23 protein-coding genes are annotated in these 24,502 nt (G+C 59.2%); 7 read left to right on the top strand and 16 right to left on the bottom strand.

Translation table 11 applies throughout. The annotated features are described in order from the left end of the window. Positions 1 to 225 precede the first annotated feature (225 nt). The 11 genes from sctU to sctW are packed head-to-tail and all read right to left on the bottom strand — an operon-like array spanning position 226 to position 10,817. Positions 226 to 1,308 carry a type III secretion system export apparatus subunit SctU gene (sctU, locus tag HX778_RS21660; protein ID WP_038474315.1) on the bottom strand — a complete coding sequence of 361 codons (1,083 nt, stop codon included), beginning with the start codon at positions 1,306 to 1,308 and terminating at the stop codon, positions 226 to 228. A gap of 24 nt (positions 1,309 to 1,332) precedes the next feature. Continuing rightward, complete coding sequence (sctT, locus tag HX778_RS21655; RefSeq protein ID WP_052048973.1) at positions 1,333 to 2,142, bottom strand: type III secretion system export apparatus subunit SctT; 810 nt, start codon at positions 2,140 to 2,142, stop codon at positions 1,333 to 1,335. Then, positions 2,139 to 2,405, bottom strand: coding sequence for a type III secretion system export apparatus subunit SctS (sctS, locus tag HX778_RS21650; RefSeq protein ID WP_038474312.1), 267 nt, complete (start codon positions 2,403 to 2,405; stop codon positions 2,139 to 2,141). Before sctS ends, sctT begins: the two co-directional genes overlap by 4 nt. Before the next feature lie 7 nt (positions 2,406 to 2,412). Beyond that, on the bottom strand, positions 2,413 to 3,078 hold the full coding sequence (sctR, locus tag HX778_RS21645) for a type III secretion system export apparatus subunit SctR (protein WP_038474309.1): 666 nt from the start codon (positions 3,076 to 3,078) through the stop codon (positions 2,413 to 2,415). Continuing rightward, complete coding sequence (locus tag HX778_RS21640; protein WP_176983041.1) at positions 3,078 to 4,130, bottom strand: FliM/FliN family flagellar motor switch protein; 1,053 nt, start codon at positions 4,128 to 4,130, stop codon at positions 3,078 to 3,080. The genes sctR and HX778_RS21640 overlap by 1 nt, the downstream gene beginning before the upstream one ends. Then, the gene (locus HX778_RS21635; protein WP_176983040.1) at positions 4,127 to 4,750 is read right to left on the bottom strand and encodes a type III secretion system HrpP C-terminal domain-containing protein; all 624 of its coding nucleotides are present in this window, start codon (positions 4,748 to 4,750) and stop codon (positions 4,127 to 4,129) included. The genes HX778_RS21640 and HX778_RS21635 overlap by 4 nt, the downstream gene beginning before the upstream one ends. Then, a complete protein-coding gene (locus HX778_RS21630; protein WP_176983039.1) occupies positions 4,747 to 5,214 on the bottom strand; it encodes a type III secretion protein in 468 nt (155 codons plus the stop codon). Before HX778_RS21630 ends, HX778_RS21635 begins: the two co-directional genes overlap by 4 nt. Continuing rightward, positions 5,198 to 6,565 (bottom strand): type III secretion system ATPase SctN, encoded by a 1,368-nt coding sequence (gene sctN / locus HX778_RS21625; protein WP_370527411.1) that lies wholly within the window; start codon positions 6,563 to 6,565, stop codon positions 5,198 to 5,200. The genes HX778_RS21630 and sctN overlap by 17 nt, the downstream gene beginning before the upstream one ends. Then, positions 6,559 to 7,506 (bottom strand): FHA domain-containing protein, encoded by a 948-nt coding sequence (locus HX778_RS21620; protein WP_176983037.1) that lies wholly within the window; start codon positions 7,504 to 7,506, stop codon positions 6,559 to 6,561. The genes sctN and HX778_RS21620 overlap by 7 nt, the downstream gene beginning before the upstream one ends. 11 nt (positions 7,507 to 7,517) lie before the next feature. Further along, on the bottom strand, positions 7,518 to 9,614 hold the full coding sequence (sctV, locus tag HX778_RS21615; protein WP_038474292.1) for a type III secretion system export apparatus subunit SctV: 2,097 nt from the start codon (positions 9,612 to 9,614) through the stop codon (positions 7,518 to 7,520). A 27-nt stretch (positions 9,615 to 9,641) separates the two neighbouring features. Then, the gene (sctW, locus tag HX778_RS21610) at positions 9,642 to 10,817 is read right to left on the bottom strand and encodes a type III secretion system gatekeeper subunit SctW (RefSeq protein ID WP_176983036.1); all 1,176 of its coding nucleotides are present in this window, start codon (positions 10,815 to 10,817) and stop codon (positions 9,642 to 9,644) included. Positions 10,818 to 11,081: 264 nt separating this feature from the next. Between sctW and HX778_RS21605 the strand changes: the two genes are divergently transcribed. Then, on the top strand, positions 11,082 to 11,675 hold the full coding sequence (locus tag HX778_RS21605) for an RNA polymerase sigma factor (protein WP_038474286.1): 594 nt from the start codon (positions 11,082 to 11,084) through the stop codon (positions 11,673 to 11,675). 45 nt (positions 11,676 to 11,720) lie between these two features. Continuing rightward, complete coding sequence (locus HX778_RS21600; RefSeq protein ID WP_176983035.1) at positions 11,721 to 13,196, top strand: histidine kinase; 1,476 nt, start codon at positions 11,721 to 11,723, stop codon at positions 13,194 to 13,196. Here the strand turns inward: HX778_RS21600 and HX778_RS21595 are convergent. Then, positions 13,174 to 13,806 carry a response regulator transcription factor gene (locus HX778_RS21595; RefSeq protein ID WP_038482821.1) on the bottom strand — a complete coding sequence of 211 codons (633 nt, stop codon included), beginning with the start codon at positions 13,804 to 13,806 and terminating at the stop codon, positions 13,174 to 13,176. The two genes, HX778_RS21600 and HX778_RS21595, sit on opposite strands and share 23 nt — an antisense overlap. Positions 13,807 to 14,081: 275 nt before the next feature. On the opposite strand from HX778_RS21595, the gene HX778_RS21590 reads away from it, so the two are divergent. The 4 genes from HX778_RS21590 (at position 14,082) to ybiB (ending at position 19,107) form a co-directional block, all read left to right on the top strand. Beyond that, positions 14,082 to 15,425 (top strand): hypothetical protein, encoded by a 1,344-nt coding sequence (locus tag HX778_RS21590; protein ID WP_038474281.1) that lies wholly within the window; start codon positions 14,082 to 14,084, stop codon positions 15,423 to 15,425. Between the two features lie 2 nt (positions 15,426 to 15,427). After that, positions 15,428 to 15,826, top strand: a complete 399-nt coding sequence (locus HX778_RS21585) for a CesT family type III secretion system chaperone (RefSeq protein WP_038474279.1) — start codon at positions 15,428 to 15,430, stop codon at positions 15,824 to 15,826. Positions 15,827 to 15,964: 138 nt separating this feature from the next. Further along, complete coding sequence (dinG, locus tag HX778_RS21580; protein WP_038474276.1) at positions 15,965 to 18,124, top strand: ATP-dependent DNA helicase DinG; 2,160 nt, start codon at positions 15,965 to 15,967, stop codon at positions 18,122 to 18,124. A 14-nt stretch (positions 18,125 to 18,138) separates the two neighbouring features. Next, positions 18,139 to 19,107 (top strand): DNA-binding protein YbiB, encoded by a 969-nt coding sequence (gene ybiB / locus HX778_RS21575; RefSeq protein WP_176983034.1) that lies wholly within the window; start codon positions 18,139 to 18,141, stop codon positions 19,105 to 19,107. Between the two features lie 130 nt (positions 19,108 to 19,237). Here ybiB and ybiJ read toward each other — a convergent pair whose 3' ends face one another. After that, a complete protein-coding gene (ybiJ, locus tag HX778_RS21570) occupies positions 19,238 to 19,498 on the bottom strand; it encodes a DUF1471 family protein YbiJ (RefSeq protein WP_038474271.1) in 261 nt (86 codons plus the stop codon). Between the two features lie 361 nt (positions 19,499 to 19,859). Between ybiJ and HX778_RS21565 the strand changes: the two genes are divergently transcribed. Continuing rightward, entirely contained in the window at positions 19,860 to 20,693 is an 834-nt protein-coding gene (locus HX778_RS21565) for a helix-turn-helix domain-containing protein (RefSeq protein ID WP_176983033.1), read from the top strand. A 33-nt stretch (positions 20,694 to 20,726) separates the two neighbouring features. Here the strand turns inward: HX778_RS21565 and HX778_RS21560 are convergent, their stop codons facing one another. From HX778_RS21560 to celB, 3 genes are read right to left on the bottom strand one after another with little or no spacing between them, the layout of a single operon-like run. After that, the gene (locus HX778_RS21560) at positions 20,727 to 22,169 is read right to left on the bottom strand and encodes a leucyl aminopeptidase (RefSeq protein WP_176983032.1); all 1,443 of its coding nucleotides are present in this window, start codon (positions 22,167 to 22,169) and stop codon (positions 20,727 to 20,729) included. Continuing rightward, complete coding sequence (locus HX778_RS21555; RefSeq protein ID WP_176983031.1) at positions 22,166 to 23,134, bottom strand: N(4)-(beta-N-acetylglucosaminyl)-L-asparaginase; 969 nt, start codon at positions 23,132 to 23,134, stop codon at positions 22,166 to 22,168. Before HX778_RS21555 ends, HX778_RS21560 begins: the two co-directional genes overlap by 4 nt. Positions 23,135 to 23,140: 6 nt before the next feature. Then, a complete protein-coding gene (celB, locus tag HX778_RS21550; protein ID WP_176983030.1) occupies positions 23,141 to 24,448 on the bottom strand; it encodes a PTS cellobiose transporter subunit IIC in 1,308 nt (435 codons plus the stop codon). Positions 24,449 to 24,502 lie beyond the last annotated feature (54 nt).

Raw genomic sequence — 24,502 nt, 5'->3', positions numbered from 1 at the left:
TCTCCCTCTGGGAGAGGGCTGGGGTGAGGGGAAGATTTGTCCCCGCCGCCCGGCGATGGTCAGGAGGCATGGCGTAATGCCGCTGACACGTTCACCGTGCGCTGAAAGTGCAGGGGAAGCAGATCTAAAGGTGAACGGAATAACTGCGGATCGAAAATATCTCCTGGAGGATTCACAAGTAAAATGTGGCTAAGACAGAGCCCAAAGGAAGGGGCGATCCCCCCATTACTCCTCAAACTCAATCGTCTCACCCTTCAGGCGGCCTTCGAGCTTGCGCAGCAGGCGATAGATGGCGGCCACCGCTTTTAGCGTGTCGCGCGGAATATAGGCCCCTTCTTCGGTGGTGCGGTAAAGATTACGGGTGAGCCAGACGTAGCGCACCACCGGAATTTTGGCGGCGTGGGCCAGTTTGATCAGCGCTTTGGCGTCTTCGTCCTGGGCTTTAAACAGCAGCACCGGCAGCGGCGTTTCGTCCGGGAGATAGCGCAGACCCACGGCGAAGTGCGTCGGGTTTACCAGCAGAACGTCGGCTTTTTCCATCTCCTGCGGGGTGACCTTTTTCGCCGGCGCGTTGAGAATTTCGTGGGCCACGTGCTTGCGGTGGCCTTTGGTGTGCGGGTCGCCTTCCATTTGCTTATATTCGTTTTTCACGTCCTCGTGGCTCATGCGGTTCTGCTTGAGGAAGAAGTATTTCTGCAGCGCGAAGTCGGCCACCGAAAACACCAGCATGACGCCAACGATGGTGTGGGCGAGGGTTTCCAGCATCGCCACGCCCGCGTGCCAGAAGCCGTCCAGCGTGCCGCCTGACAGATTGGCCATTTGCGACAGGCGAGGCTTGATCAGCAGCCAGAACACCACTGAAAGGGTGATGGCCTTCAGCAGGCTGTTGAGGATCTGAATAAACTGCTTCACCGAAAACATCTCTTTGAATTTATTCAGCGGGTTTAGCGCCTCGAGCTTCGGGGCCAGCGCGGCGATGGCAAACAGCGGGCCAAACTGGATCCAGCCCGCGGCGATGCGCAACAGGATAACGGTGCCCACCGTCATCATAAAAAACACCCCAACGGTCAGCAGCGCCGCGCCGCCAACTTCCCCTAAGGCCTGGCTGAACGGGCTGCTCAGGCGCTGCAGCGGCAGGATCATCAGCGACTGCAGCTTCGCCATGCTGGCTTCCATCATCGAAAAAATAAGCTGCAGCACGCCAAACATGATCAGCAGCTTGGGAATGTCCTGGCTCTGGCTGACCTGGCCTTTTTTACGGGCTTCCTGCAGCTTGTGGGGGCTGGCCTTCTCTGTTTTTTCACTCACGGTTTGGCACCCTCCGAAGCGGCGTTACCAGGTGGTTTGACGGGCAGGAAGAATATCCGCCAGATGGGGGATCATGTCGCGCAGGGTGCTGAACTGATGGCCGGCAAAATACTCGAGCGTGGGCAGATAAAAGATGAAGAACAGCAGCCCGGCGATGCATTTTAGCGGCACGGTCAGCACCGTGGCCTGCAGCTGTGGGCTGTAGATGCTGAGTACGCCCACGGCAAAGTCGAGAAACAGCAGCAGCAGCACCAGCGGGCCCGCGTACAGAATAGTGTCGACAAACATCTGCTTCACCTGGGCGAGGAATACCAGGAAACCCTGCTCGCGGAAGTCTGGCAGCCAGCTGTCTACCGGCCACAGCCGATAGCTGTCCCAGATAACCTGGGTGGCGAGGGACAGGCCAAAGTTGACGATAAGCACCATCATCGACCACTGTAAAAGCATATAGCCGAGCGGCGTTTCGTCGGCGCCCAACGCCGGGTTAAGCTGGCCGCCGCTAAGCGCCCCGCGCTGGTTATCAAACAGCACGCCAACCGACTCAATCAGCCAGAAGGGGAGCGCCAGCAGGTAGCCGAGAAAAATGCCCAATACGACTTCTTTGAGCATCATGGCGACAATGCCCCACGGCGTATGCGGCGCGTGGGTTAGCATTGGAACGATGGTGGGCGTCACGAAGAGCGCCAGCGGCACGACAATCGCCGTGCGGATCATGCCTTTCAGGGCGGAGAACGCGAACAGCGGCGTCAGCAGAACGCAGGGATAAATGCGGGCTATCGCCAGCCCGAGTGCCAGCATGCCGTTGAAGACAGGCGTCAGCTCGGCGGCAATCATCGCAGGGTTCCGGAGGCGGCCATCATGGTAAAGGCGGATTGCGCCAGCTCAACCATTTGCAGGCCAATCCAGCGGCCGCTCAGGGCTAGCGTGGTGCCAACCGCGACCAGCTTGATGGCGAAGGGCAGGGTCTGATCCTGGAGCTGGAACACCGCCTGCAGCAAAGAGACCACGATGCCCACCAGCACGGCGACAACCAGCGGCGGCGCGGAGAGCACCACCACCATCAGTACCGCCTGCTTAAACATGTAGATCATGTCCATAACGTCCTCACATATAGCTGTAGAACAGGCCATCCAGCAGGCGCGTCCAGCCGCTCACCATGACAAACAGCAGGATTTTGAGCGGCAAAGAGATGGTCATCGGTGACACCATTTGCATCCCGAGCGCCAGCAGCACGTTGGAGACAATCAGGTCCACTACCAGGAAGGGAATGAAGATTAAAAAGGCGATTTTGAAGCCGTTTTGCAGCTCTGAGAGTACGAAAGAAGGGATCAGGATCAGCAGGTTGTCGCGCTGGTGCACAACCTTTTCCGACAGATCTTTAGGCCACATGCGCTGGCTGTTTTCCATCAGGTGCGTTTCCAGATCCGGATCGCTGTTGCGCAGCATAAAGTCGGTCAGCGGCTTGATGCCGTACTGCAGGCTGTTCTCTAAACGCTCGGCGCTGGTGGTGTCGAGGGGCTTTTCCTTAAAGCGGGTTTGCATCCCGTCAAATACCGGGGCCATCACGAACAGCGTGGCGGCGAGCGCGATGCCGTAGAGCGCCATGTTGGGCGGCGTTTGCTGCACCCCGATGGCGTTACGCGTCAGCATCAGCACCATCGAAATCTTGAGAAAGCTGGTGGTTATCATCAGCAGCAGGGGCAGCAGTGAAATGGCCCCCAGCAGGATGGCCAGCGCCAGCGGATTGAATGAGCTGATATTCTCGGCCATCAGACGGGTTCCAGGGACGAACCTGCCTGGCGAAGCATGCGGGTCACCTGGAAACCGAGCGTGCCGTTAACATCCACCAGCTCGCCCTTGGCCAACAGGCTGTTACCGTGACACAACAGCGCCTCGCCCGGCGTAACGTGCTGCACCAATACCGTCGAGCCCGCATCCAGCTGCTGCAGCTCGCCGAGCGTCAGCTGCAAATTGCCGCAGCGGATGGTCAAATCCAGCGACAAATCGTCGAAACTCCCCCGTGTTGTTTGCCATTCCCCGCTGGGTACCACTTCTTCGCCGTCCTGCTGCTCGTGGTACTCCAGGGGGACGTTCGGGTAAGTCATGGTTAGCTCCTCGCTATACGTAATGTGTAGTAAATCTCTGTGAGTCGTTTCGCTCGCCAGTTCCAGCTGAACCTGAAATTGTCGCCGCGCCAGCGGCATCACGCCGAGTCCTTCTGGCGAGAAAAAGACTTCCGTCGGCAGCAGCAAATCTCCGACGGCCAGAGAGCGGGCGAAGCCTGTCGAAAGCTGGAGTTTGCCGACGGTCAGCGGCAGCTGGAGGGGGAGTTGTGGGTTAAGCGGCACGCTTCGCCGCTGCCAGCCCGCAAACTGCGTGAACTGGTGTAGCGTGGCCCAGGAGAGGGACAGCCGCGTGCCGGCACTTTCTTCGCCGAGGCTGACCTCAAGGCGTAGCGTAATGTCGGGTTTTTCCTGCGCATCGGCAGGCTGCATAAATTCAAATAGCCCGGCCAGCTGAGGGCTGAGCTGCTGGCTGAAATAGCGCCAGTACCAGGCATTATCTTCGGTGGAAACGCCGGGCAGCGCCGGGCAGTCGGCCATCAGCCTCAGCACAGGCAGCGGGTCACTAAATATCAATGCACCTGCCGCACAGTGAAAAGTTTCAGCCTGCGCCGCCGTTTGCTCAGCCTTTGATGACGGCAACAGGCGAAGCTCACCCGGCACGCCATCAAGGGAAAACTGCAGCCGCCAGCCGGAGCCAATCCAGTGCCGCAGCCGGGCTTCATCCGGTGACTGAGCGGCAAGCGTTAGCCGTTTCATACCGCCTCCCGGCGCTTAAAGCGCAGGCGAACTTTTTTCCCCATACGGCCACTGAGCGAGCCCTGGCCGTCCTGTTCAAAGCCGCGAACCTTGTCCCAGGCATGAGCCGAAAAGCCGAGTGCAATATCCAGCCCATCGCCGTTGGTCGGGGTCACCAGGGCCACGACCTCGCCCAAATCCGGCAGCAGCAGGCTGAACCGGGCGGGCAGGCTTTCCTGCTGCTCAATGCCCTGCACCAGGTGCGATTCAAGCATGGCCTGCAGGGCGGAAGCCGGCGATTCACTGGCCTGCTGCGGCTGTTCGGTGCCGCTCAGCGAACCGTCGAACAGGTTCAACGCAAGTACCGGCACCAGCGGCGCAGGCTCGTCCTCAGACAACAGGTCGCTAAACTCTTTTTCATCCCGCGACAGTTTCTGGCGGTCGCTGGCCCGGCTAAAAGCAGGCGTGCTGCGAGCGGGCATCTGCGGCAGGGTGGGCGCGTTATTCGTCGGCGTCTGCGGCGCGCGCGGCGCGGGTGCCTGCAGAGCGTTATCAGGCTGGTGACGCGGCTGCGGCGCAGGATGAGATTGTTGCCAGAGCCTTGGCTGCGGATGGGCGGTTTTTAGCGCGTGATGGATCATAAGGCGTTCCCCTGATTTTGGTTGAGCAAATACTCCATTTTTTCAATGTCCCGCTGGCAGCGCTGCACGGCCAGCTGCGCGTCGTTCAGGCGCGCCTGCTGCTGCTGCACTTCTTCTTGCAGCTGCTGCGTGCGTTGAATTTGTTGGATAACGCCCGCGCGGGTTGTTTTTTCGACGTCCAGCGTTTCCCGCAGGTCGTTCAGCGGCTGGGTGACGCCTGCGTGCTGCGGCACGAAATCATTGCGCAGCTGCAAATAGCCGATTTTCTGCTCTGCCAGCTGCTGTTCGCCCAGTTCGACGGCCTGCTGGCAGCGCCGGAGGTGCTGTTCATGCTGGCGCTGCTCGCGTTCGCAGTGGCGTAACCGACGGCGGCGAATGGGCAGCAGGGTATTCAGAACCTGCTCCAGAGCGACCTGCTGCGGGTCAGGAGAGAGCGGAGTTTCGGCATCAATATGACGGCGCACAGGCGATCGCCTCCTGCAGCTGCTGACGGGTAGCCATAAAGTCGCTTGGGGCGTGGTTCGCCTGGCGCAAAAACGCGTTAATCGCCGACTGAGACTGCACGGCGGCGTCGGTCATCGGGTCGTTGCCCGGCTGGTATTCGCCGAGGCGAATGAGCATTTCGACCTGCTGATAAGCCGACATCATCTGGCGCAGCGTGCTGGCTTCGGCAATGTGTTCCCGCGGCACCACGTTGCTCATGGTCCGGCTCAGGCTCGCCAGCACGTCGACGGCGGGATAGTGGCCGCGCTCCGCCAGGCGGCGGGTTAAGACGATGTGGCCGTCGATCAGCGAGCGGACTTCATCGGCCACGGGATCGTTCATCGAGTCCTGCTCAATCAGCACCGAATAAAGGGCGGTGATCGAGCCACGCGACGTTTTCCCGGCGCGTTCAAGCAGCCCCGGCAGCAGGGTATACACCGACGGTGGCAGCCCGCCCCGGCCAGGCGGTTCGCCGAGCGCCAGGCCGATTTCACGCTGGGCGCGAGCAAAACGCGTCAGCGAGTCGATAATCAGCAGCACGTTTTTGCCTTTGTTACGGAAAGCTTCGGCAATGGCCGTGGCGGTAAATGCGGCGCGGGCACGCTCCATGCTGCTGCGGTCGGAGGTGGAGCAAACCAGCACGGTGCGGGAGCGCAGTTCGGCATCCAGTTCGTGATCCAAAAATTCTCGTAGCTCGCGGCCACGTTCGCCAATCAGGCCGAACACGATGGCATCGCACGGCGTGTTGCGCGCCATCTCGGCGAGCAGGGTGGTTTTGCCGCAGCCTGCTCCCGCAAAAACGCCCACGCGCTGGCCCACGCCAATCGTCAGGACGCCGTCAATGGCGCGGATGCCGGTTGGCAGAGGTGTATCAATGCGCGGCCTGTCCGTGGGCGGGGGAGCATCGCCGAGCACGCCGCGGGCGTCCGGCGTCTCGCTGGCTAAAGCAAACGCGGAGAGGCTGTCTTCGTCAATGGCGCGGCCAAATCCGTCCAGCACGCTGCCAAATAAGCTGTCCGACACGCTAATAGAATGGGGCTGAAACAGCGGCGTGACCCGCGCACCCTGGGCAATGCCGTCCAGCGGCCCCAGGGCGGAAAGCAACGTGTGGCGCGGATTAAAGCCGACAACCTCGGCCATCACTTCGGTGCCGCCGCTGCGGCTAATAAGGCACAGATCGCCGATGCGGGCCTGGGGCAGGCTGCTTTCGAGCAGAATGCCGCTGATGCCGGTGATGCGGCCGTGGGCGCTGACGGCGGAAAGCTGGCTCAGGGCGCGGTGGCGCGCTGCAAACCAGTCGTCGAGGTCGGTCTGATAGCGCCCCATTACCACTTCACCGCGATGTTTTCTTTGCCGCCAAACTGCACGCTGTCGGCGGTAATGCCGGTCAGGCGCAGGCCGTTTCTTTCGTCGCCGACAAACAGGCGCTGCCCGTCTGCGGTCACGATATTGGCGTGTGGCCCGGCGGTTATTTGCACGATGTGGAAGGGCAGTACGGCCTCGCGCACTTTGGTCTGGTTGTTGAGCGCTATTTTCAGCTGATAATCGCTGCGGATGCTGTCCACCATGCGGCTGACAATCGGCAGCTGGTTTTCCTGCAGCTCACCGGTGAGCGTAATGCCCTGCGGCGTGCTGGTGAGCTGCACTTTGTTGTAAAGCTCTCGCTCTCGCAGATCCTGTTCCACCAGGCTGCGCAGTTCATTACTGTCGGCGATCGCCGGTTTGATTTGCGGCTCTTCGTCGCTGTTTTGCTGGGCGATACCGGGCTGCAGCACCCAGCTGAAGATGGTGAAGGTCAGCAGCATCAGGCTGGACAGGGTGAAGATTTGCGCCCAGCGCGGCAGAATTTTTGCCAGCAGCGAGCGGCGAACGGCTGGGGCCGGTTTGCTTGGCGTGCCCCCGATTGGCTCACGCGCAGCGGAGGCCGTTTCGCTCTGGCTGGCTACCGGCACCGGCGGTGGCGGCGGGCGGTTATCCCATTCTTCGTCGGCGGCGGCAAGCGTCAGCCAGACGCCCCCGACGGCGAAGATTTCGCCCGGCTGCCACAGCTGCTGTTCGCTCAGGCGTTCGCCGTGGCGATGGCAAACCGTGCCGTCCATCGGCGTGAGCATCCAGCCTTCGGCGCTGCGGCTAAGCAGGGCGTGGCTGGCCTTGATACCGCCATCGTTGAGCTGCAAATCGCTGTCGGCCGAGTTGCCCAGTTGCCAGCGTTCGCCGCTTAACGGCAGCGCCGCGCCTTCATGTAATCCGTTTAATACTCTCAGCTCATACATGGCAGCACCCTTTAGGCAGTGAAGGCGTCAAGCGCGTTCTCGTGAATATCAATGCGTCCCAGCACGTTGACCGGCAGGTTAAACTGCAGCTCGGCGAAGGACAGCACCGGGACGTGATGGAATTCGTCCTGGATAAGCAGGCGCAGCGGGCTGCGTAAGTCCTGGGCAGACAGCAGCACGCTGGTTTGCCGTTGGAACAACGGGAACACTTCCCGCAGCTGCTCGAGCAGCAGGGCGTGTTTGTCCTGGCTGAGGGCAAAGAAGGTTTCGTTCTGCGTCTGGCGCAGGCTGTCGCGCAGGATCTCTTCGGTTTCCGGCGTCAGTAACCACACCTGCATCCCGCCGCCGTGGCTGTACTGGTGGCAGATGTGTTCTTTAATATCGATTCGCACCTGGTCGACCAGCAGGCCCACATCCCGCTCGTGCTGGCCGTGAACAATCAGCGATTCGGTGATGCTGCGCACCGAACGCAGCGAAATACGCTCGGCCACCAGCCGCTGTAGCACCGCGCTCAGGCGGGTTATCGGGAAGATGCGCTGGAACTCCTGCGCCAGCTCCGGCAGGTCCATCTCCAGCCACGAGATAATGGCGCGGGTTTCCTGCAGGCCGATGAAACGCGGGCCGCTGGCAAACAGGGCTTCTTCCATGCGGGCCAACAGCAGCTGGTGCGAACTCCAGGATTCCATCTGGAATTTATCCAGCAGCGGGTCGTTTTCCTCCAGCCACGCCCAGCCTTTTTCCTGCGGGTAGGTTTCGGTGCTGAGCTCGGTGCCGGTTTCCTCCTGCGCCAGCAGGCGGTAGTCCAGCGCTCGCTTATTGGGCGTAAAAGTGCCAATCACTTTAGGCACTTCGTAGACCAGAAAACGGAATTCATCGTCGGGCTGGTACGGCGAAAAATCGATGTTAAACACCGGCAGGGTGAAGCCGTACTGGTTCACAATACGGTTGCGCAGGCGGCGTATATCCTCGATAAGCGCCATCGCCGCCGGGTCACCGGCGCGGGCAGACGAGAAGCTGAGCACAAACAGGCGGCTGGGGTTGAAGGTACGAATATCCTCTTCGCCGTTGGCTTCCGGGGCGACAATTTCACCGCCGGTGCTGGTGGCCGCCGCGCGCCTGGCTCGCCATAGCTGGAACAGCCCCGAACTCAGGGCAATGACCCCCAGCACGATAAACACCAGCGTCGGCATCCCAGGCAGCAGGCTGAAGCAGAACATGCCGATGGCGGACATTATCCAGGCTTTAGGCTGGTTGGTGAGCTGGTCGCTTATCTCGCGGCCAATGTTGTTGTCCGGGATGTCCTCGTTTGCCGACACGCGGGTGATCATCATCCCGGCGGTCAGGGAGATAAGCATCGCCGGGATCTGGTCAATCAGGCCGTCGCCGATGGTCAGAATTGAGTAAACGTTGGCGGCGTCGCCGGCGGCCATGCCCAGCTGCAGCACGCCAATGCAGAAGCCGCCGACCATGTTGATGCTGAGGATGACGATGCCGGCTATGGCGTCGCCTTTAACGAACTTCATGGCGCCGTCCATCGCCCCGAACAGCTGGCTCTCTTTCGCCAGATCCTCGCGCTTGCTCTTTGCCTGCTGAACGTTAATCAGCCCGGCCCGCAGGTCGCTGTCGATGGACATCTGCTTGCCCGGCATGGCGTCGAGGGTAAAGCGGGCGGCCACCTCGGCGATACGCTCTGAGCCTTTGGTGATCACGAGGAAGTTCACCACCGTCAGGATCAGGAACACCACCAGGCCGACCGCCAGGTTGCCACCGACCACAAAGTTGCCGAAGGCGGTAACGATGTGCCCGGCGTTTTGCTGCAGCAGGATTTGGCGCGTGGTGGAAATCGACAGCCCGAGGCGGAACATGGTGGTCAGCAGCAGCACCGCCGGGAAGGTGGTGAATGCCAGCGGCTTGGGCAGGTACATCGCCGTCATGATGAGCAGGCACGAGACGCTGATGTTGACCGCGATCAGTACGTCAATCAGCCCCAGCGGCAGCGGGATGATCAGCATGAACACCACCGCCAGCGCGATGAAAGCCCCCACCACTTCGGAGCGTTGCATGGCGGTAATCGCCAGGCGGTTGAGAAGGTTAAACAGCGTGTTCATTGTCTTTTCAATCCTGATGAAGTCCGTTTACTGCGCCAGCTGGCTGCGTTTTTCCCACGCGGCGTATTCGCCGTTCAGGGTGCGCAGCAGGAGCAGAGCGTTGTGGCGGGTATCATCGTTGCCGCCCCAGATTTTTTCCGGCAGCGCCTGAAGCAGCGTCAGCAGTCCGTTGAAAAAGAGCGATTGCTGCAGCGGTTTTTCGCCCACAACCTGCAGTCCGAGCTGGGTCAGGTCGCGCGAGTAGAAGCCGTTGCGGCACATGCTGAGCAAAGAGCGGGTCATCACGTCGGCGCCCATCGTGACGTGGGAGTACTTGTTCTTCAGGCGGTCGAGGAACTGCGCGACTTCCGACAGCGTGTGGGTAATGGCGCGGGTATCGTTCAGCCCGGAAAGCAGGCGACGCAGGGCCGTTGGTGGCGCTGACGGGGCCAGGGCGGCGATATCATCCGAAAGCGCACGCTGCAACGTTCGCAGCGCAGGCACGAAGCCTTCGACGCCAAACTTGTCCAGCAGCACGTCCATGATGTTGTCGGCGGACTGCTGGTTGATCACGCCGCTGTAGTAAAGCTTGCGCATTTCGCGCTTCTGCCCCGGGTCGCTGCTAAAGGCGGCAATCGCCGGGGCGGTGTTCACCCCTGCGTTAATTTTTTCCGGGTGCTGCTGCTGGAGCTCGGCCAGCATGCGTTCGACGTGCGCCGCCAGCGCAGGGTTGCTGCCGTTACGCAGGCACATCGCCATCAGGCTGAGGGTGACAAATGCCGAAGCCGGGTCGTTGTTGGCCTGTTCCAGCAGGTCCTCAAGAGTGGGATTTTTCCCTTCCGAGCCTGACAGCAGCCGCTCAAACGCGGATTCCTGCCCGGCCTGGTCTTTCCCGGACGGGCTTTCCAGCAGGCGGCCCAGCTCCACAAGGTGGGTAACCTTGATGGCCGCCACCGAGACGCGGCGCTGCTGGGTACCCTGCGTGCGCTGCTCCTCATGTTTGATTTTCTGCTCGATGCTTTCTGCAAAGGCTGACGCCATCGACTCTTGCGCCGCACCGGGCCGCTGAGGCGCGGGCGCAGCGCGAGTGGCTGACGATGAACTGCTCGCCGCGCTTTTATCACTGTTCGTGTCGCTGATTAGCTCATCGACCAGCGCGTCCGCCTGTTCGGTTTCAAGACGCAGATTATGGTGGTGATGGTGCTGGGGGATTCTCATGTTCATTGCGTTGTGCCTTACCCGATTCGCCTGTCTGTGTGTGGGTTAAGGCCTGGGGAGGTTCCCCCGCAAATAAAATAATTTCCGCTCTCGAGGGCTGTGTAAGAAGTTGCACAAACCGGCTTTCAGGCTGTGTGTGTTTTTACTCATATTATTCCGAGTTTAAAATTTTAAATTAATAAAATCATATTGTTATGTTGGTTTATTTCGCTGGCATGGCGCTTGCTATAGGACGAACTCCTGAATCTATTCACTAAAAAGGTGTTCACCATGTCAGCCATGTTTGATTTCGAATCACAGGTCTTTCCGCAAGTGCAGCCGACTTTTGAGCCCAACGTTGTGCAGGGCGAGTTTCCGGTGGTTAACTGGGAGCGAGTAATGCGCGACAACGAGCAGCGTCTGTATAATTTTATTCGTAAACGCGTGGCAAACTTTGCCGATATAGAAGATCTGGTGCAGAACACCTGGTATGAGGTGATTCGCAATAAGCACAAGTTTTGCGGCTCATCGCGCCCGGAAACCTGGATGTTTGGGATTGCGGTAAACCTGGTGAAGAACCACTACAAATCCGTCAAAGTGAGCTACCTGCACGATGAGCTAAATGACGACGTGCTCGGGACGCTGCTGCATTCGGAGCAGCCAGAAGGGGTGACAGAGGGCAAGGATATCCTGGCGAAAGTGTTGCAGAGAATTTCGCAACTCCCTGAAGATTATCAACAATTATTACAACTGATCGTCGATAATGACATCAGTTACCAGGAAGCGGCCGACCGGATGACCATTCCGATCGGCACCGTTCGCTCACGTCTTTCCCGTCTCCGGCAGTCCTTAAAACAGGATCTGGGGTGGGATAGCCTGAACTGAGCCACGTTCGCTTCGTTATCCCCTGAACGAGAAGAATAATACCCTATGAAACAAGACGGCGGGCCGCATCCACGGCCCAATGACTCTCCGGATTTGCTGGGCGCCGCTTTCAACAGTATGCGCGAGCTGGTTTTCATCGTTGACAGGGATTTCACTATTGTTTTTGCCAACCATAAGGCGCTCAGCGTTTGCCTGCCGGCAAATGAAGGGCGTCTTTCAGGCGAAAATATTTTCACCCGCCTGCGGGGCTACGGCGATCTGCCGCTGCTCGCGGTGGTGGAGCAGCAGCTGGAGCAGCCGGAGCATTCGCTGTACGGCGATAAAATTAACGCCCGCTTTCACGCCTCGCCCGATCTGGTGATTCCGGTGGAAGTTTGCCCGAGTCGCTTTGCGTTCCAGGGGCAGAACTGGGTGATGATGGTGGTGTGCGATACCCGCTACCGCAACGACATTCATCGTTTTTACTACGACCGCGAAAACGAACTTCGCGACATTCTGGATAACGTGCCGGATGCTATTTTGCGCGTGGACAGCGAGCAAAGGCTGCTCTATGCCAACGAAACGGCGCTGCAGTGTATGCCCAGGAGCGCGGCGGCTATCGGCCTGAAAATGAATTCGCTCATCGGCGACTCGACCCTGATGGAGCAGATCAACTGGTCGCTGCAGCTGGTGCTGCGCAAGCACATTCAGCTGGAGGCCGTGCTGCATGGCGTGCGCTCCGACTCACGGGTAGGGAGGATTTATCAGGCGCGTTTTATTCCTGAGTTCACGCCGCAGCAGACGCTGAAATCCGTGCTGGTGATCGCTCGTCCGGCCTCCCGGCAATATTTTGCCGAACAGCAGGTGCGCCAGACCCACGAACAGCTGAGGCAGATGACCCAGAAGATGCAAAGCAGCGTCGAAAACGAACGCAAGCATATGGCGCGAGAAATTCACGATGAGCTGGGGCAGCATCTTACCTCACTGCGGGTAGGGATCTCCCTGCTGGGGCAGAACCATCCCGCGCTCCAGCATGACGTCGAACCTTTGACTCAGCTGGTGGATGGCACCATTAAAGTGGTGCGTGACATTGCCACCCAGCTGCGCCCGGCGGTGCTGAATATGGGGCTGAAGCCCGCACTTATCTGGCTGCGGGACCAGTTCAATAAGCTCCGCTCCGGGGTCTGTACGTTGACCATTCAGCCGCTGCCGGTGTCGCTGTGTGACGATGAGGTGACGGCGATTTTCCGCGTGGTGCAGGAGTCGCTCACCAACGTTCAGCGGCATGCGAAAGCGCGGGAAGTGGAGGTGAAGGTGCTCACAAGGGGCAACGTCGTGCTTATTTGCATCAATGATGACGGCCAGGGGTTTGATCCGGGCCTGGTGTCCGAGGGGGCATTTGGGCTGCTGAGCATGCGGGAACGCTGCATGATGAAGGGCTGGACGTTTAACATCCACAGCACGCCGGGTAAAGGGAGCTGCGTGCATATCGAGATCCCTTATACCCAGCCGGGCGCGGCTAAAGTTTATGATAACGAATAGCAAACTTGATGATGTCGGCGTTGTTGTCGAACTGCATTTTTTCCATCATGCGGGTTTTATGGGTGCTGACCGTTTTGTTGCTGATGCTCAGCGTCTCCGCTATGCCGTTGACATTTTCGCCGCTACTCAGCAGACGGAGGATCTGCTTTTCGCGCTGGGATAGCGTGGCGTAGCGGCGAAGCTGGTCGTTTTCCTGGGTAGAAAAGACGATGGCTTCCGCCAGCGAAGGGTCGATATAGCGCTGGCGGGCGGCCACGCGATGGATGGCGTGCAGCAGCGTTTGCGGAGCCTGATCTTTAGTAATGAAGCCGTGGGCGCCGCTGGCGAGGACCATCTGGGCGATTTGCGGCTCGTTGTGCATGCTTAATACCAGCACCGGCAGCATCGGCCACAGCCGGGTGATTTGCTGCACCAGTTCCGGCCCGGACTCGCCTGGCATGGAGAGATCCAGCAGCAGCACATCAACATCAATTTCCGTCAGCAGCGAGAGCACCGTTTTGCCACAGCCGGCTTCCGCCACCACTTTAATTTTCTTATCCAGTGAAAAAATTTGTTTCAGGCCCTCGCGCATCAAAATGTGATCGTCCGCGAGGAGGAGTCTGATTGCCATACCGTCTGTCATCCATAATTTATAGTTATTAAATTGTTCTTTTTTATAAAAATAATTATCGCTCACGAAGTGCAAAGACGCGTGATAAATGAACATAGCAGCCTCGCCGCGGCGAATCTAGCTCTGCCGGGGGCGATAAAAGTTGCAGCTTGTTACAAGTTGCCCACGCGTCCCGTGCCGGGCGCGATGGCGCAACGATTTTGCTGCCCTCAGGAACCACCGCGCCGCTCTTCCCACTTAACCTTTTGACTCAACAACTAAAGTGGGGAGATATCATGCCGTTGAACAGCGTTGATACCAGCTTGCGGGTCGATCCTGGCCTGATAAGCGGTAACTCAAACCGACGGGTATCCATGCGCATCGCGCTGGAGCCTAACAATCCTCAGCACTTCGACTGCACCGTGAAGGTGTCGTCGCGCCGGGCGGATGCGCTCTATTACGCCAATAAAGCGATAGATGATACCTGGCGCATTCTGGACATGGGGTCGGGCAACCAAAAGAACCATGTTCGCGCCACGATGGGTGAATCCTATAAGCGAACGCTGCTGGCGCAGAAGGGAACGGGCAATGGGGACTACACCGTGCGAGCCTGGGAGGCTTCTAAGTTTCGTGCGGGTAACTGCGGTGAAATGGCGGCAGTGAATGCGCTGCTGCTGGCTAACTCCCGCGTCAAACAGCCGGTTTCCGTGGTGCATAACCGTGACGTAGACCATGCCTTTGTGATCATTGGCGATCCGCGCGTAGACGGGAAGTCCATTGTGTCCGATCCCTGGCCGGAGTTTGGCCGCGCCATGCGGCTGGAGGACGCTAAATTCGGCGATAGTTTCCACGTACTGCATACCTACCAACCCGGCTACAGGGACGATGATGTCCGCGAGAAGCTGCTGCGCGGAGAGAAAGCGACGCAGGCCGAGGTGGATAAAGCGTTCCGTAAGGCAGCGCCAAAACTTGCGAAGCTCAGTCCGGAACAGCTGCGTGACTCAGTGGCCGCCGGGCCGGGATACGTGCAGCGCCACGCCTCCAACAACCTGGGTATTCAGTATGACGGCAGCGACAGCCGTGGCGTGGTGCAGCATTTTGACCAGTCGTTGTCCGCGGGGCAGCTACGTTCCCGTATGAGCGGGCCTCAGGCTGCCGCTGAGGCGCAGCAGCGTGGGGCCCCGGCCCCGACGTTCAGCAGTAACGATCGTCCTCGTCAGCGCACGGAGTCCTTTGCCGCAGAATCATCCTCTCGCGGCCGCCGCCCACGAACGGCATCAAATGCGGTACCGCCCGCAGCGCCTCGTCGGCGGGCAAACTCCATCGATGTTCGTCCGGCACCAATGCCGATTTACGCACCGCCGCCACCGGCACCGGGAAATATGTACAGCACCATCCCGCTTCCGGCCTCCGGGCCTGCTTTTCATTACGGGCCGCCACCCGCTGCGGCACCGGTTTACAGCTACGGACCGCCGCCGATGCATGCCCACGCGCCTGTGCACGGCATGAATAGCCGACCGGTCTACCGCGAGCCGCCGGTGATTCCACCCGACGTTTACGGCGCCGCGCCAGCCCCGGCCCGAACGCGGCCTCGTTCTAACTCCGTGACCGCCGCTTTCCGGCGAATTTTAGGTAACTAACGATGCCCGCACCTTCAAAACTAGCGCAAATTTTGCAGCCGCTGCTGACCGATGATCTCGGCCAAAAAGCCGAGCTGGAGAACGCCGAAGGCTATTCCATAGAGCTTGCCGAGGGCTTAACGCTGGAGATCAGCGAGTCCCCGGTGGGGCACCTGCTGCTGAGTTGTATTTTGCCCGTGCGGCCAACCCGGCTGAGCGACACCGAAACCCTCTCGGTGCTGCTGCAGGCAAACCTGCTGGGAATGGATTACCCGCCGGTGCTCACCGGGCTGCTGCCTGAACAACAGCAGGTCGTGCAGTGGAGCAGCCTGCCGTTTCACCAGCTCGAGCCGGAAGTGTTAAAGCGGCTGTTTAACCGCTTTGCCCTGCAGGCCGAAAAGCTGGCCGCCTGGCTCGTATAAAAATCACCCTCACGTTTTAGCCGCCGGAGTGCGGTTAAAACGTTTTCCGCAATGAGCTTCGCAGAAGAGGAAAAAACGCTACTGTCAGGGGAGTAAAAGTGAAACAATAGTGGCTGTTTATACAGTAGAAGTGATGTTATGGCTTTGTCGTCGGCGCAAAAAGCGCAAATCGGTGCCTGGTATAAGGCGCTACAGCAGCAGATCCCGGACTTTATTCCGCGAGCGCCTCAGCGGCAGATGATCGCCGAGGTGGCGAAGACCCTCGCCGGTGAGGAAGGGCGGCATCTGGCTATCGAAGCACCGACCGGCGTCGGCAAAACCCTCTCTTACCTGATTCCCGGCATTGCCATCGCCAGGGGAGACCAAAAAACGCTGGTGGTCAGCACCGCCAACGTCGCACTGCAGGATCAGATTTACAGCAAAGACCTGCCGCTGTTGCGCAAAATCATTCCTGACCTGAAATTTACCGCCGCCTTTGGCCGTGGGCGTTACGTCTGCCCGCGTAACCTGGCCGCGCTGGCAACCGACAACTTTACCCAGGGCGATTTGCTGGCCTTTCTCGATGATGAGATGGCACCGACCAGCAAAGCCGAGCAGCAGCGCTGCGCCAAACTCAAAGCCAGCCTCGACGGCTATAAATGGGACGGGCTGCGCGATCATACCGACGAGGCCATCGAGGATGACCTCTGGCGGCGGCTAAGCACCGATAAAGCCAGCTGCCTGGGGCGGAACTGCCACTGGTACAAAGAGTGCCCGTTCTTTGTGGCACGCCGCGAAATCGACGAGGCGGAAGTGGTGGTCGCCAACCATGCGCTGGTGATGGCGGCGCTGGAAAGCGATGCGGTGCTGCCGGAAGCGAAAAACCTGCTGCTGGTGCTGGACGAAGGGCATCACCTTGCCGACGTGGCACGCGACGCGCTGGAGATGAGCGCCGAGGTCACGCCGGGCTACAGCCGCCTGCAGCTGGACCTGTTCAGCAAGCTGGTGGAAACCTGCATGGCACAGTTCCGGCCAAAAAGCCCGCCGCCGCTGACCTCTCCTGAACGTTTGACCAACCACTGCGATGAAGTTTACGAGCTGCTGCAGTCGTTTCACGCTATCGTCGGCCTGTGGCTGCCGGGCGAGCGGGAAGGGGAGCACCGCTTTGAGATGGGCGTGCTGCCCGAAGAGGTGATGGTCATTTGCCAGCGGCTGGCAAAGCTGATGGAGGCCCTGCGTAGCCTGTCTGAAGCGCTGCTGAACGATCTGAGTGAAAAAACCGCCAGCCATGACATCGTGCGCCTGCACCGGGCGCTGCTGCAAATGAACAGGGCGCTAGGCTTCTTTGAAGCGCAGAGCAAACTGTGGAAGCTGGCGGCGATGGAGCAGGCCTCCGGCGCGCCGGTGTCGAAGTGGGTCACGCGTGAAATCCGTGAGGGGCAGCCGCATCTTTTCTTCCACTGCGTGGGCATCCGCGTTAGCGATCAGCTGGAGAAAATGCTCTGGCGCAAGGTGCCGCACGTGATAGTCACCTCTGCCACGCTGCGTTCGCTAAACCGTTTTGACCGCCTGCAGGAAATGAGCGGGCTGCGTGAGAAAGCGGGCGACCGCTTTATCCATCTGGACTCGCCGTTTAACCATATCGAGCAGGGTAAAATCGTGATTCCGAAGATGCGCGTTGAGCCACTGATGGAGCACGAGGCGCAGCATATTGCCGAGATGGCGGCGTTCTTCCGTGCGCAGCTGGCACTGGGCGAGCACAAAGCGATGCTGGTGCTGTTTGCCAGCGGCCGGGCGATGCAGCAGTTTTTAACCCACGTCACCGACCTGCGGCTGATGCTGCTGGTGCAGGGCGATCAGCCTCGCTACCGGCTGGTGGAGCTGCACCGCAAGCGCGTTGAGGCCGGGGAAACCAGCGTGCTTATCGGCCTGCAATCTTTCGCCGAAGGGCTGGACCTGAAAGGCGAGCTGCTGACCCAGGTCCATATACATAAAATCGCCTTCCCGCCGGTAGACAGCCCGGTGGTCGTCACCGAAGGGGAGTGGCTGAAAAGCCTTAACCGCTATCCTTTCGAGGTGCAGAGTTTGCCCAGCGCCTCTTTTAACCTGATCCAACAAGTTGGGCGTTTAATTCGCAGTCACGCCTGCTATGGTGAAATAGTCATTTACGACCGCCGCCTGCTGAGTAAACGCTACGGCGAGCGCCTGCTGGCCGCGCTGCCGGTGTTCCCGATTGAACAGCCCGAAGCGCCGGAAGCAAAAGTGATAATAACGACGCCGAAACACACTGTACGGCGCAAACGTGTGAGCAAGAAATAGCAAGGAGAGTCTGAATGGACTATCGCAAAATCATTAAAGAAATTGGCCGGGGGAAAAACCACGCCAGAGATCTCGATTTTGATACCGCGCGCGGATTGTATAGCCATATGCTGAAGGGCGAAGTGCCTGACCTGGAGCTGGGCGGCGTGCTGATTGCCCTGCGTATCAAGGGCGAAGGCGAAGCGGAGATGCTCGGTTTTTATGAGGCAATGAAGCAGCACGTTATTGCGCTAACCCCGCCACCGGGTAAACCGATGCCGATTGTCATCCCTTCCTATAACGGCGCCCGCAAGCAGGCGAACCTCACGCCGCTGCTGGCGCTTTTGCTCAACAAGCTGGGTTACCCCGTGGTGGTCCACGGCGTGAGCGAAGACCCAACCCGGGTGTTAACGGAAACCATTTTTACGCTGCTGGGCATTGAACCAACGCGCTACGCCGGACAGGCGCAGGCGAAGCTTGAGTCTCATCATCCCGTCTACCTGCCAATTAGCGCGCTTTGCCCGCCGATGGAAACCCAACTGGCGATGCGCTGGCGCATGGGCGTGCGTAACAGCGCGCATACGCTGGCGAAGCTGGCCACGCCGTTTGCCGAAGATGCCGCGCTGCGTCTGGCCAGCGTTTCTCATCCGGAATACGTGCCAAAAGTGGCGAAGTTCTTTGCCGATATCGGCGGCCGTGGGCTGTTAATGCACGGTACCGAGGGCGAGGTGTACGCCAATCCGCAGCGTTGCCCGCAGATTACGCTGATTGATGACAAGGGAACCCGCGTGGTCAGCGAGCGGCAGACCGACGTCGACGGCGAGGCCGTTGTGCTGCCGTCGGGCAAAGATCCTGCCGTGACCGCACGCTGGATTGAGCGCTGCGTGGCGGGCGTTGAGCCGGTGCCGCAGTCGCTGAAAATTCAGATGGCCTGCTGCCTGCTGGCCACCGGCGAAGTGGCCACGCTTGAGGCTGGCCTGGCGCGTGTTGCTGAAGTTTTCTGAACGACAAACAAAAAAAAGCCCGCGACAGGCATCGCGGGCAAACAAGGGTAACATCAGGGTTAAACAAGGGTAGTGCTATCAAGGCCGATGAGGGTACCGGCCTCAATGAGGGTAATGCCTGAGCGCGTGATTATTTGTAGATAACCGCGGTGCCGCTCATTTGACCTTCGGTGTTCGCAGAGGTAATCGCGTAAGAGCTTGCGCCTGCTGCTTCTGCTTTAGCCGCCAGTTTTGCTTCCAGGCCATCCAGGGTCGTTGCGCCAGTTGCGGAAACAACACCAATTTTATTCAGGTTCTGTGTCTGTGCTTCGTTCACGGATTGGGCAGCGAAAGCACCGAAAGACAGAGTTGAAAGAGCAATTGCAGCTACAGCATATTTGATGGTTTTCATGGCTAAATTCTCGCAGGTTGTTCTGTTAAGGTGACGTTGTTCCGTCGATGTGATTATGGTCACACTTTTTAGTGGAAGAATAAATCGAAGAGAATTGACGACCTTAATCAAAAAAATTGAATTAGTTATAACCTGTTGAAATAAGTAGTGATTACGAGGTAAATAGTTTCGCTGCGTGACGTTAACCCTGGAAACACTTAGTTTGCGCACATTTTGCTACTCTTTTTGTTAGTGCTGGTCGTACCTGATGTGCAATCGCTTGCGCACGCTTTTTGGGATGACTTTGATTTTTTGCGCAGTAACCTGCCGGGGAAGCTTTTATAATGTTGTCTTTCCTTTTCAACCCGATGGATGAGGTTCGATGGAGATAAAGCTGCACTCCAACGCCACAACAACGCCGCGTACGCGTAAGTACATTCAGGAGTCCGAAAAAACGGACGGCGAGCTGGCGGAAGAGCTGAACATTTCGGTCGATACCGTCCGTCGCTGGCGCATGCGCGACGACTGCTACGACAAGTCTCATCGGCCCAATACGATTCATCGTGCATTAAGCCACGAGCAGGAGTCGATGCTGGTATTTCTACGCCTGCGCCTTGCGCTTTCCCTGGACGAGCTTCTTGAAGCCGCGCGCTTGCTGATTCAGCAGGGGATTTCGCGCGCCAGCGTCAGCCGCATGCTGCAAAACTGGCAGCAGTCCCGCATGAGTAAGCCGGATCTCAAGCAGACGCCGGGCCATTTTGTGCTGGATGCCTTCCCGCTGCCGGAAATCATTAGCCACAAGCAGGGCGAGCTGCTGGTGTTCAGCGACCGCGTTTCCGGCTATATGGCCGTTGCGCTTCGGGAGCGCGGCAGCGAGGCTATGCCTGAGCCGCTGGTGGGATTTTTACGCGAAGGGCTTTCGCTGCCCCTGCTTTCGTTAACGGCGAAACCGTGCGTGTTCACCCGGAATCTCGCTGAGGCACTTGGCGTTCCTTTATATACGGCCCCGCAGGAAAGCTGGCTCGAAAAAGCCGGGCAGGGCAATTATCACCAGCAGCTGGATGGGCTGTTGAACGGCGAGCGCTTTGATAAGCGTCTGGGGTTAGGGGCCGTGCTGCTGGAGTTCGAAGACCTGTTGAATAAGAGGATCATCCGCAGCCGGCTGAAAAACCTGACGCCGGAAGCGTGGCTCAAGCTCAATCATCCCCGGCGTTAAGCGCCCGTTCGGGCGCTTCATATTAATGAAACGCTATTTCCCCTCACACAGCGACAGAAAATACTGCGTCAGCAAATGTGCCGGTCGGCCGCTGGCCTGGGTGAACTTCCCTCGCGACAGCGCGGTACCGCTGACGTCGAGATGCGCCCAGGGGCGTTGATGGCAGAATTTACTGAGGAACTGCGCGGCAGACACCGCGATAGCGGCGTTGTTGGGCGGCGTGTTGGTATAGTCGGCAATGGCGCTCTTCACCTGGCCGTCAAAGCTTTCGTCCAGCGGCAAAGGCCAGACGCGATCCTGCGTCATGCTGCCCGCCTGCTGCAGGCGCCGGCTTAACGCTTCGTTGTTGCTCATCAGCCCCGAAATGTCGTAACCCAGCGCTTTGACTACCGCGCCGGTCAGCGTGGCGACGTCAACCATGGCGGCAGGCTTAAAGCGTTCTGCGGCATAGCTAAGGGCATCTGCGAGGACCAGGCGGCCTTCGGCATCGGTATTAATAATTTCCACGCTTGCTCCTGCGTGAGAGCGCACAACGTCACCCGGCATCATCGCGGTGCTGCCGGGCATGTTTTCCGCCAGCGCCATGACCGCCGCGACGTTGATGGGCAGGTTCAGGCGTTTCACGGTCTCCATCATGCCGAACACCACCGCCGCGCCGCACATGTCGTACTTCATCGTGCGCATGCCTTCGCCTTCCTTCAGCCACATCCCGCCGGTATCGAAGGTAATCCCTTTCCCGACCAGGGCATAAACCGGGTCTTGTTCGCCGGCACCCTGCCAGCGCAGCGTAACCAGCCGGGGCGGATTGACGCTGCCTTTTCCCGTGGCGTGCAGGCAGCCGAGGCCGTGGTCAAAAATGGCCTGCTCGTCGAGGATCTCACAGCTGGTTTGCGGATGCTGGGCGGCCCAGGCTTCTGCTTGCAGCGCCACATCCTGCGGGCGGCAGTCCAGCGCGGGCAAATCCGCCAGCTGGCGAGAAAGCTGCATTCCCTGAGCGATAGCCTCGGCCTGTTCAGCCAGGCGGCGCGCCAGGGCGTTGTTGGGCTCGGTTATCAGCCACAGTTCGCTGTCGCCTGGCGGCTGGTCCTGACGATAGCCCAGCTGCGGCAGCTGATAGAAGCGGTTGAGCAGGGCTATCAGCAGCGTGCGCAGCCGCACAAACGTGGTTTCGTCCGCCAGGTTAAAGCCCGCAAGGTCCAGCGCGACGGGCTGCAAAACGGGAGACGGCAGCAGCATTTCAACGGCAGAAAGCAGCTGGCGAAGCACGACTGGCTGGGTGACATCGGCAGAAGGCAGCAGCGTCAGGCGCTCGCATATACCCTGCAAGCCAAAGGCGGTTGTTTGCGGCTCATCATAGGTAGACATCTCTTCCAGCAGGGGCTGGAGCGCGTTCGGCCAGCGGCTCAGGGAAGTATTCCACAAGATAAGATGAGCGCTGTTAAAGGCAGCGTCGGGTGAAACTAGCTGGCATTTCATTGGATAACCTCCGCGGTGATGCGCTGTTGGTAGGCGTCCAGCCATTCGCTATCTGCCGGGCGGATGACCGTGCGGTTGCCGTCCCGGGCGGTGAGAAACACCTGCGCAGGCTGTGCTGGCGTGGCGACAGAGAAAGAGAAGTTGTCGATGGTGGTGGCCGCGCCGTATTCGCCCCGGTTGTTCATACAGACGACGGACAGGTCGCCGGCACGACCGTAGCGGGAAATCAGTTTGGCCTCCAGGTCATAAACCGCAGACTCGGCCGCCCGCTGCGGTGACATGCCGCGCGCCATGCGGCTGACAATCTCGTAGCTGATACAGCCTTTCATCAGATCTTCGCCGAGGCCGGTGGCGGTGGCGGCGCCGACTTCACTGTCGGCGTAGAAGCCGGAGCCGGATACCGGTGAGTCGCCTACGCGGCCAGGGCGCTTCATAAACAGGCCGCTGGTAGAGGTGGCGACCGACATTTTTTGTTGGCCGTCGAGCGCGATCACGCCCACGGTGTCGTGCCCGGTGTAGGGGCTTAGCCCGCGATCGAGGGTTTCACGCTTGCGCTTGAGGTAATGATTGTGCGCCCGCTCGGTCAGCATCGTTTTGCTTTCAAAACCTCGATCTTTTGCCCACGCTTCGGCTCCCTGGCCCACCATAAAACTGTTAAAACGCTCTTCGCTGAGGGCCCTGGCGACCAGGATCGGGTTAGCGATATTCCTTACCCCGGCGACGGCGCCGAGCGCGAGGCTGGTGCCGTCCATAAAGGCGGCGTCCAGCTCGACTTCACCCTTTTCATTGGGCAGGCCGCCGAAGCCGACCGATTTATAGAATGGATAATCTTCTACGCATTTGACCGCATGCACCACGGCGTCGCTGGCCGAACCGCCTTGCTGCAGCCGTTCGGCGGCTTCACCAACGCCTTCCCATGCCATACGCCAGGTGGCGATCGTTCCCCAGTTTGCTGATAACGTCATGTTTAACTACTCCGTGGCGGGTTTGCTTTCAGTCACCTGTGCCGGTGATTCACTGGCCCGGTACTGCCGGTCAACGACCTTCAGGAACGGCAGGTATATCAGCGCCCCGATGCACAGGTTAATCAGTTGGATAACCGCGCCGCTCAGGTGCCCGGTGACGATAAATCCGCTCAAGACCGGCGGCAGCGTCCAGGGGATGTACACCCCGGTGGTGGTGGCCACCATGCCAATGGACATGGCGATGTACTGCACCGTGACCAGCACCAGCGGCACAAGGTTAAAGGGGATCAGCATGACGGGGTTCATGATGACCGGCAGGCCAAACAGCACCGGCTCGTTAATGTTGAAAATGGAGGAGCCGACGGCCAACCGTGAGACATTTTTGATGTGCTGGCTGCGGGCGAACAGCAGCATAGCAATCACCAGAGACAATGTTGCCCCTGCGCCGCCCATCCAGATCATGTCGTAAAATTGCTCGGTCACCACGTGCGGCGGCGGCATGCCGGCCTGCGTGGCGGCCAGGTTGTCCATCTGGTTTTCCATCCAGAAGGGACGAAGGATGCCGTTGACCATCGAGCCGGAGTTAATGCCTACCGACCACAGGCTGGTAATACTGAAGCAGGTAAACAGTGCGCCGATGTAAGAGGTGCCGAAGTGGCGGATAGGCGTCGCCAGCACTTCATAGACGAACTGATGAATGGTGTGATAGGCGGTTTTTGCGAACAGCACGCGAACCGCCAGGGCAATAATCAGAATTAGCAGCGACGGGATAAGCGCCGCGAAGGATTTTTGCACCGCCGGAGGGACGCCGTCCGGCATTTTGATGACCCAGTTCTGGCGCAGCATCCAGGCAAACAGCTCCGTACTCGCCAGCGCCCCAAGCATCGCGACAAACAGCCCCTTTGAGCCCAGCCATTCCATTGGGATCAGGTTGCCGACGTCCGGGTGTTTGGCAAAAGGCGTGAGGATCAGGAAGCAGGAGAGGGACAAAATGCCGGAGGACATTCTGTCGATGTCGTAGCGCTCTGCCAGCCGGTAGGCCACCAGAAAGCTGATAAAGACCGCCATCGTTGAAAAGATGGCGTTAAAAGGGATTTCAACGGTGGCTGACCAGCCCTCGCCAAAAATAGAGGCCATAAACTGCTGGTAGTGGGTGCTCGGGAACGACGAGATAACCAGCAGAATCGAGCCCACGATAATAAACGGCATGAACGAGATATAGGCGTCGCGAATGGCACCGAGGTGGCGCTGCTGCGCCATTTTGGCGGCCAGAGGCATCAGCCGGGTTTCTAATGCGGCCATCAGGTTTTTCATTTTACCGCTCCGAAAGTAATCACAAGAGACAATTCTTGCGTGCCATTACCTTAG

The organism is Cedecea sp. P7760 (assembly GCF_013386425.1).
Classification (GTDB): Bacteria; Pseudomonadota; Gammaproteobacteria; order Enterobacterales; family Enterobacteriaceae; genus Cedecea; species Cedecea selenatireducens.
This window is presented reverse-complemented; position numbering and strand designations above follow the sequence as displayed.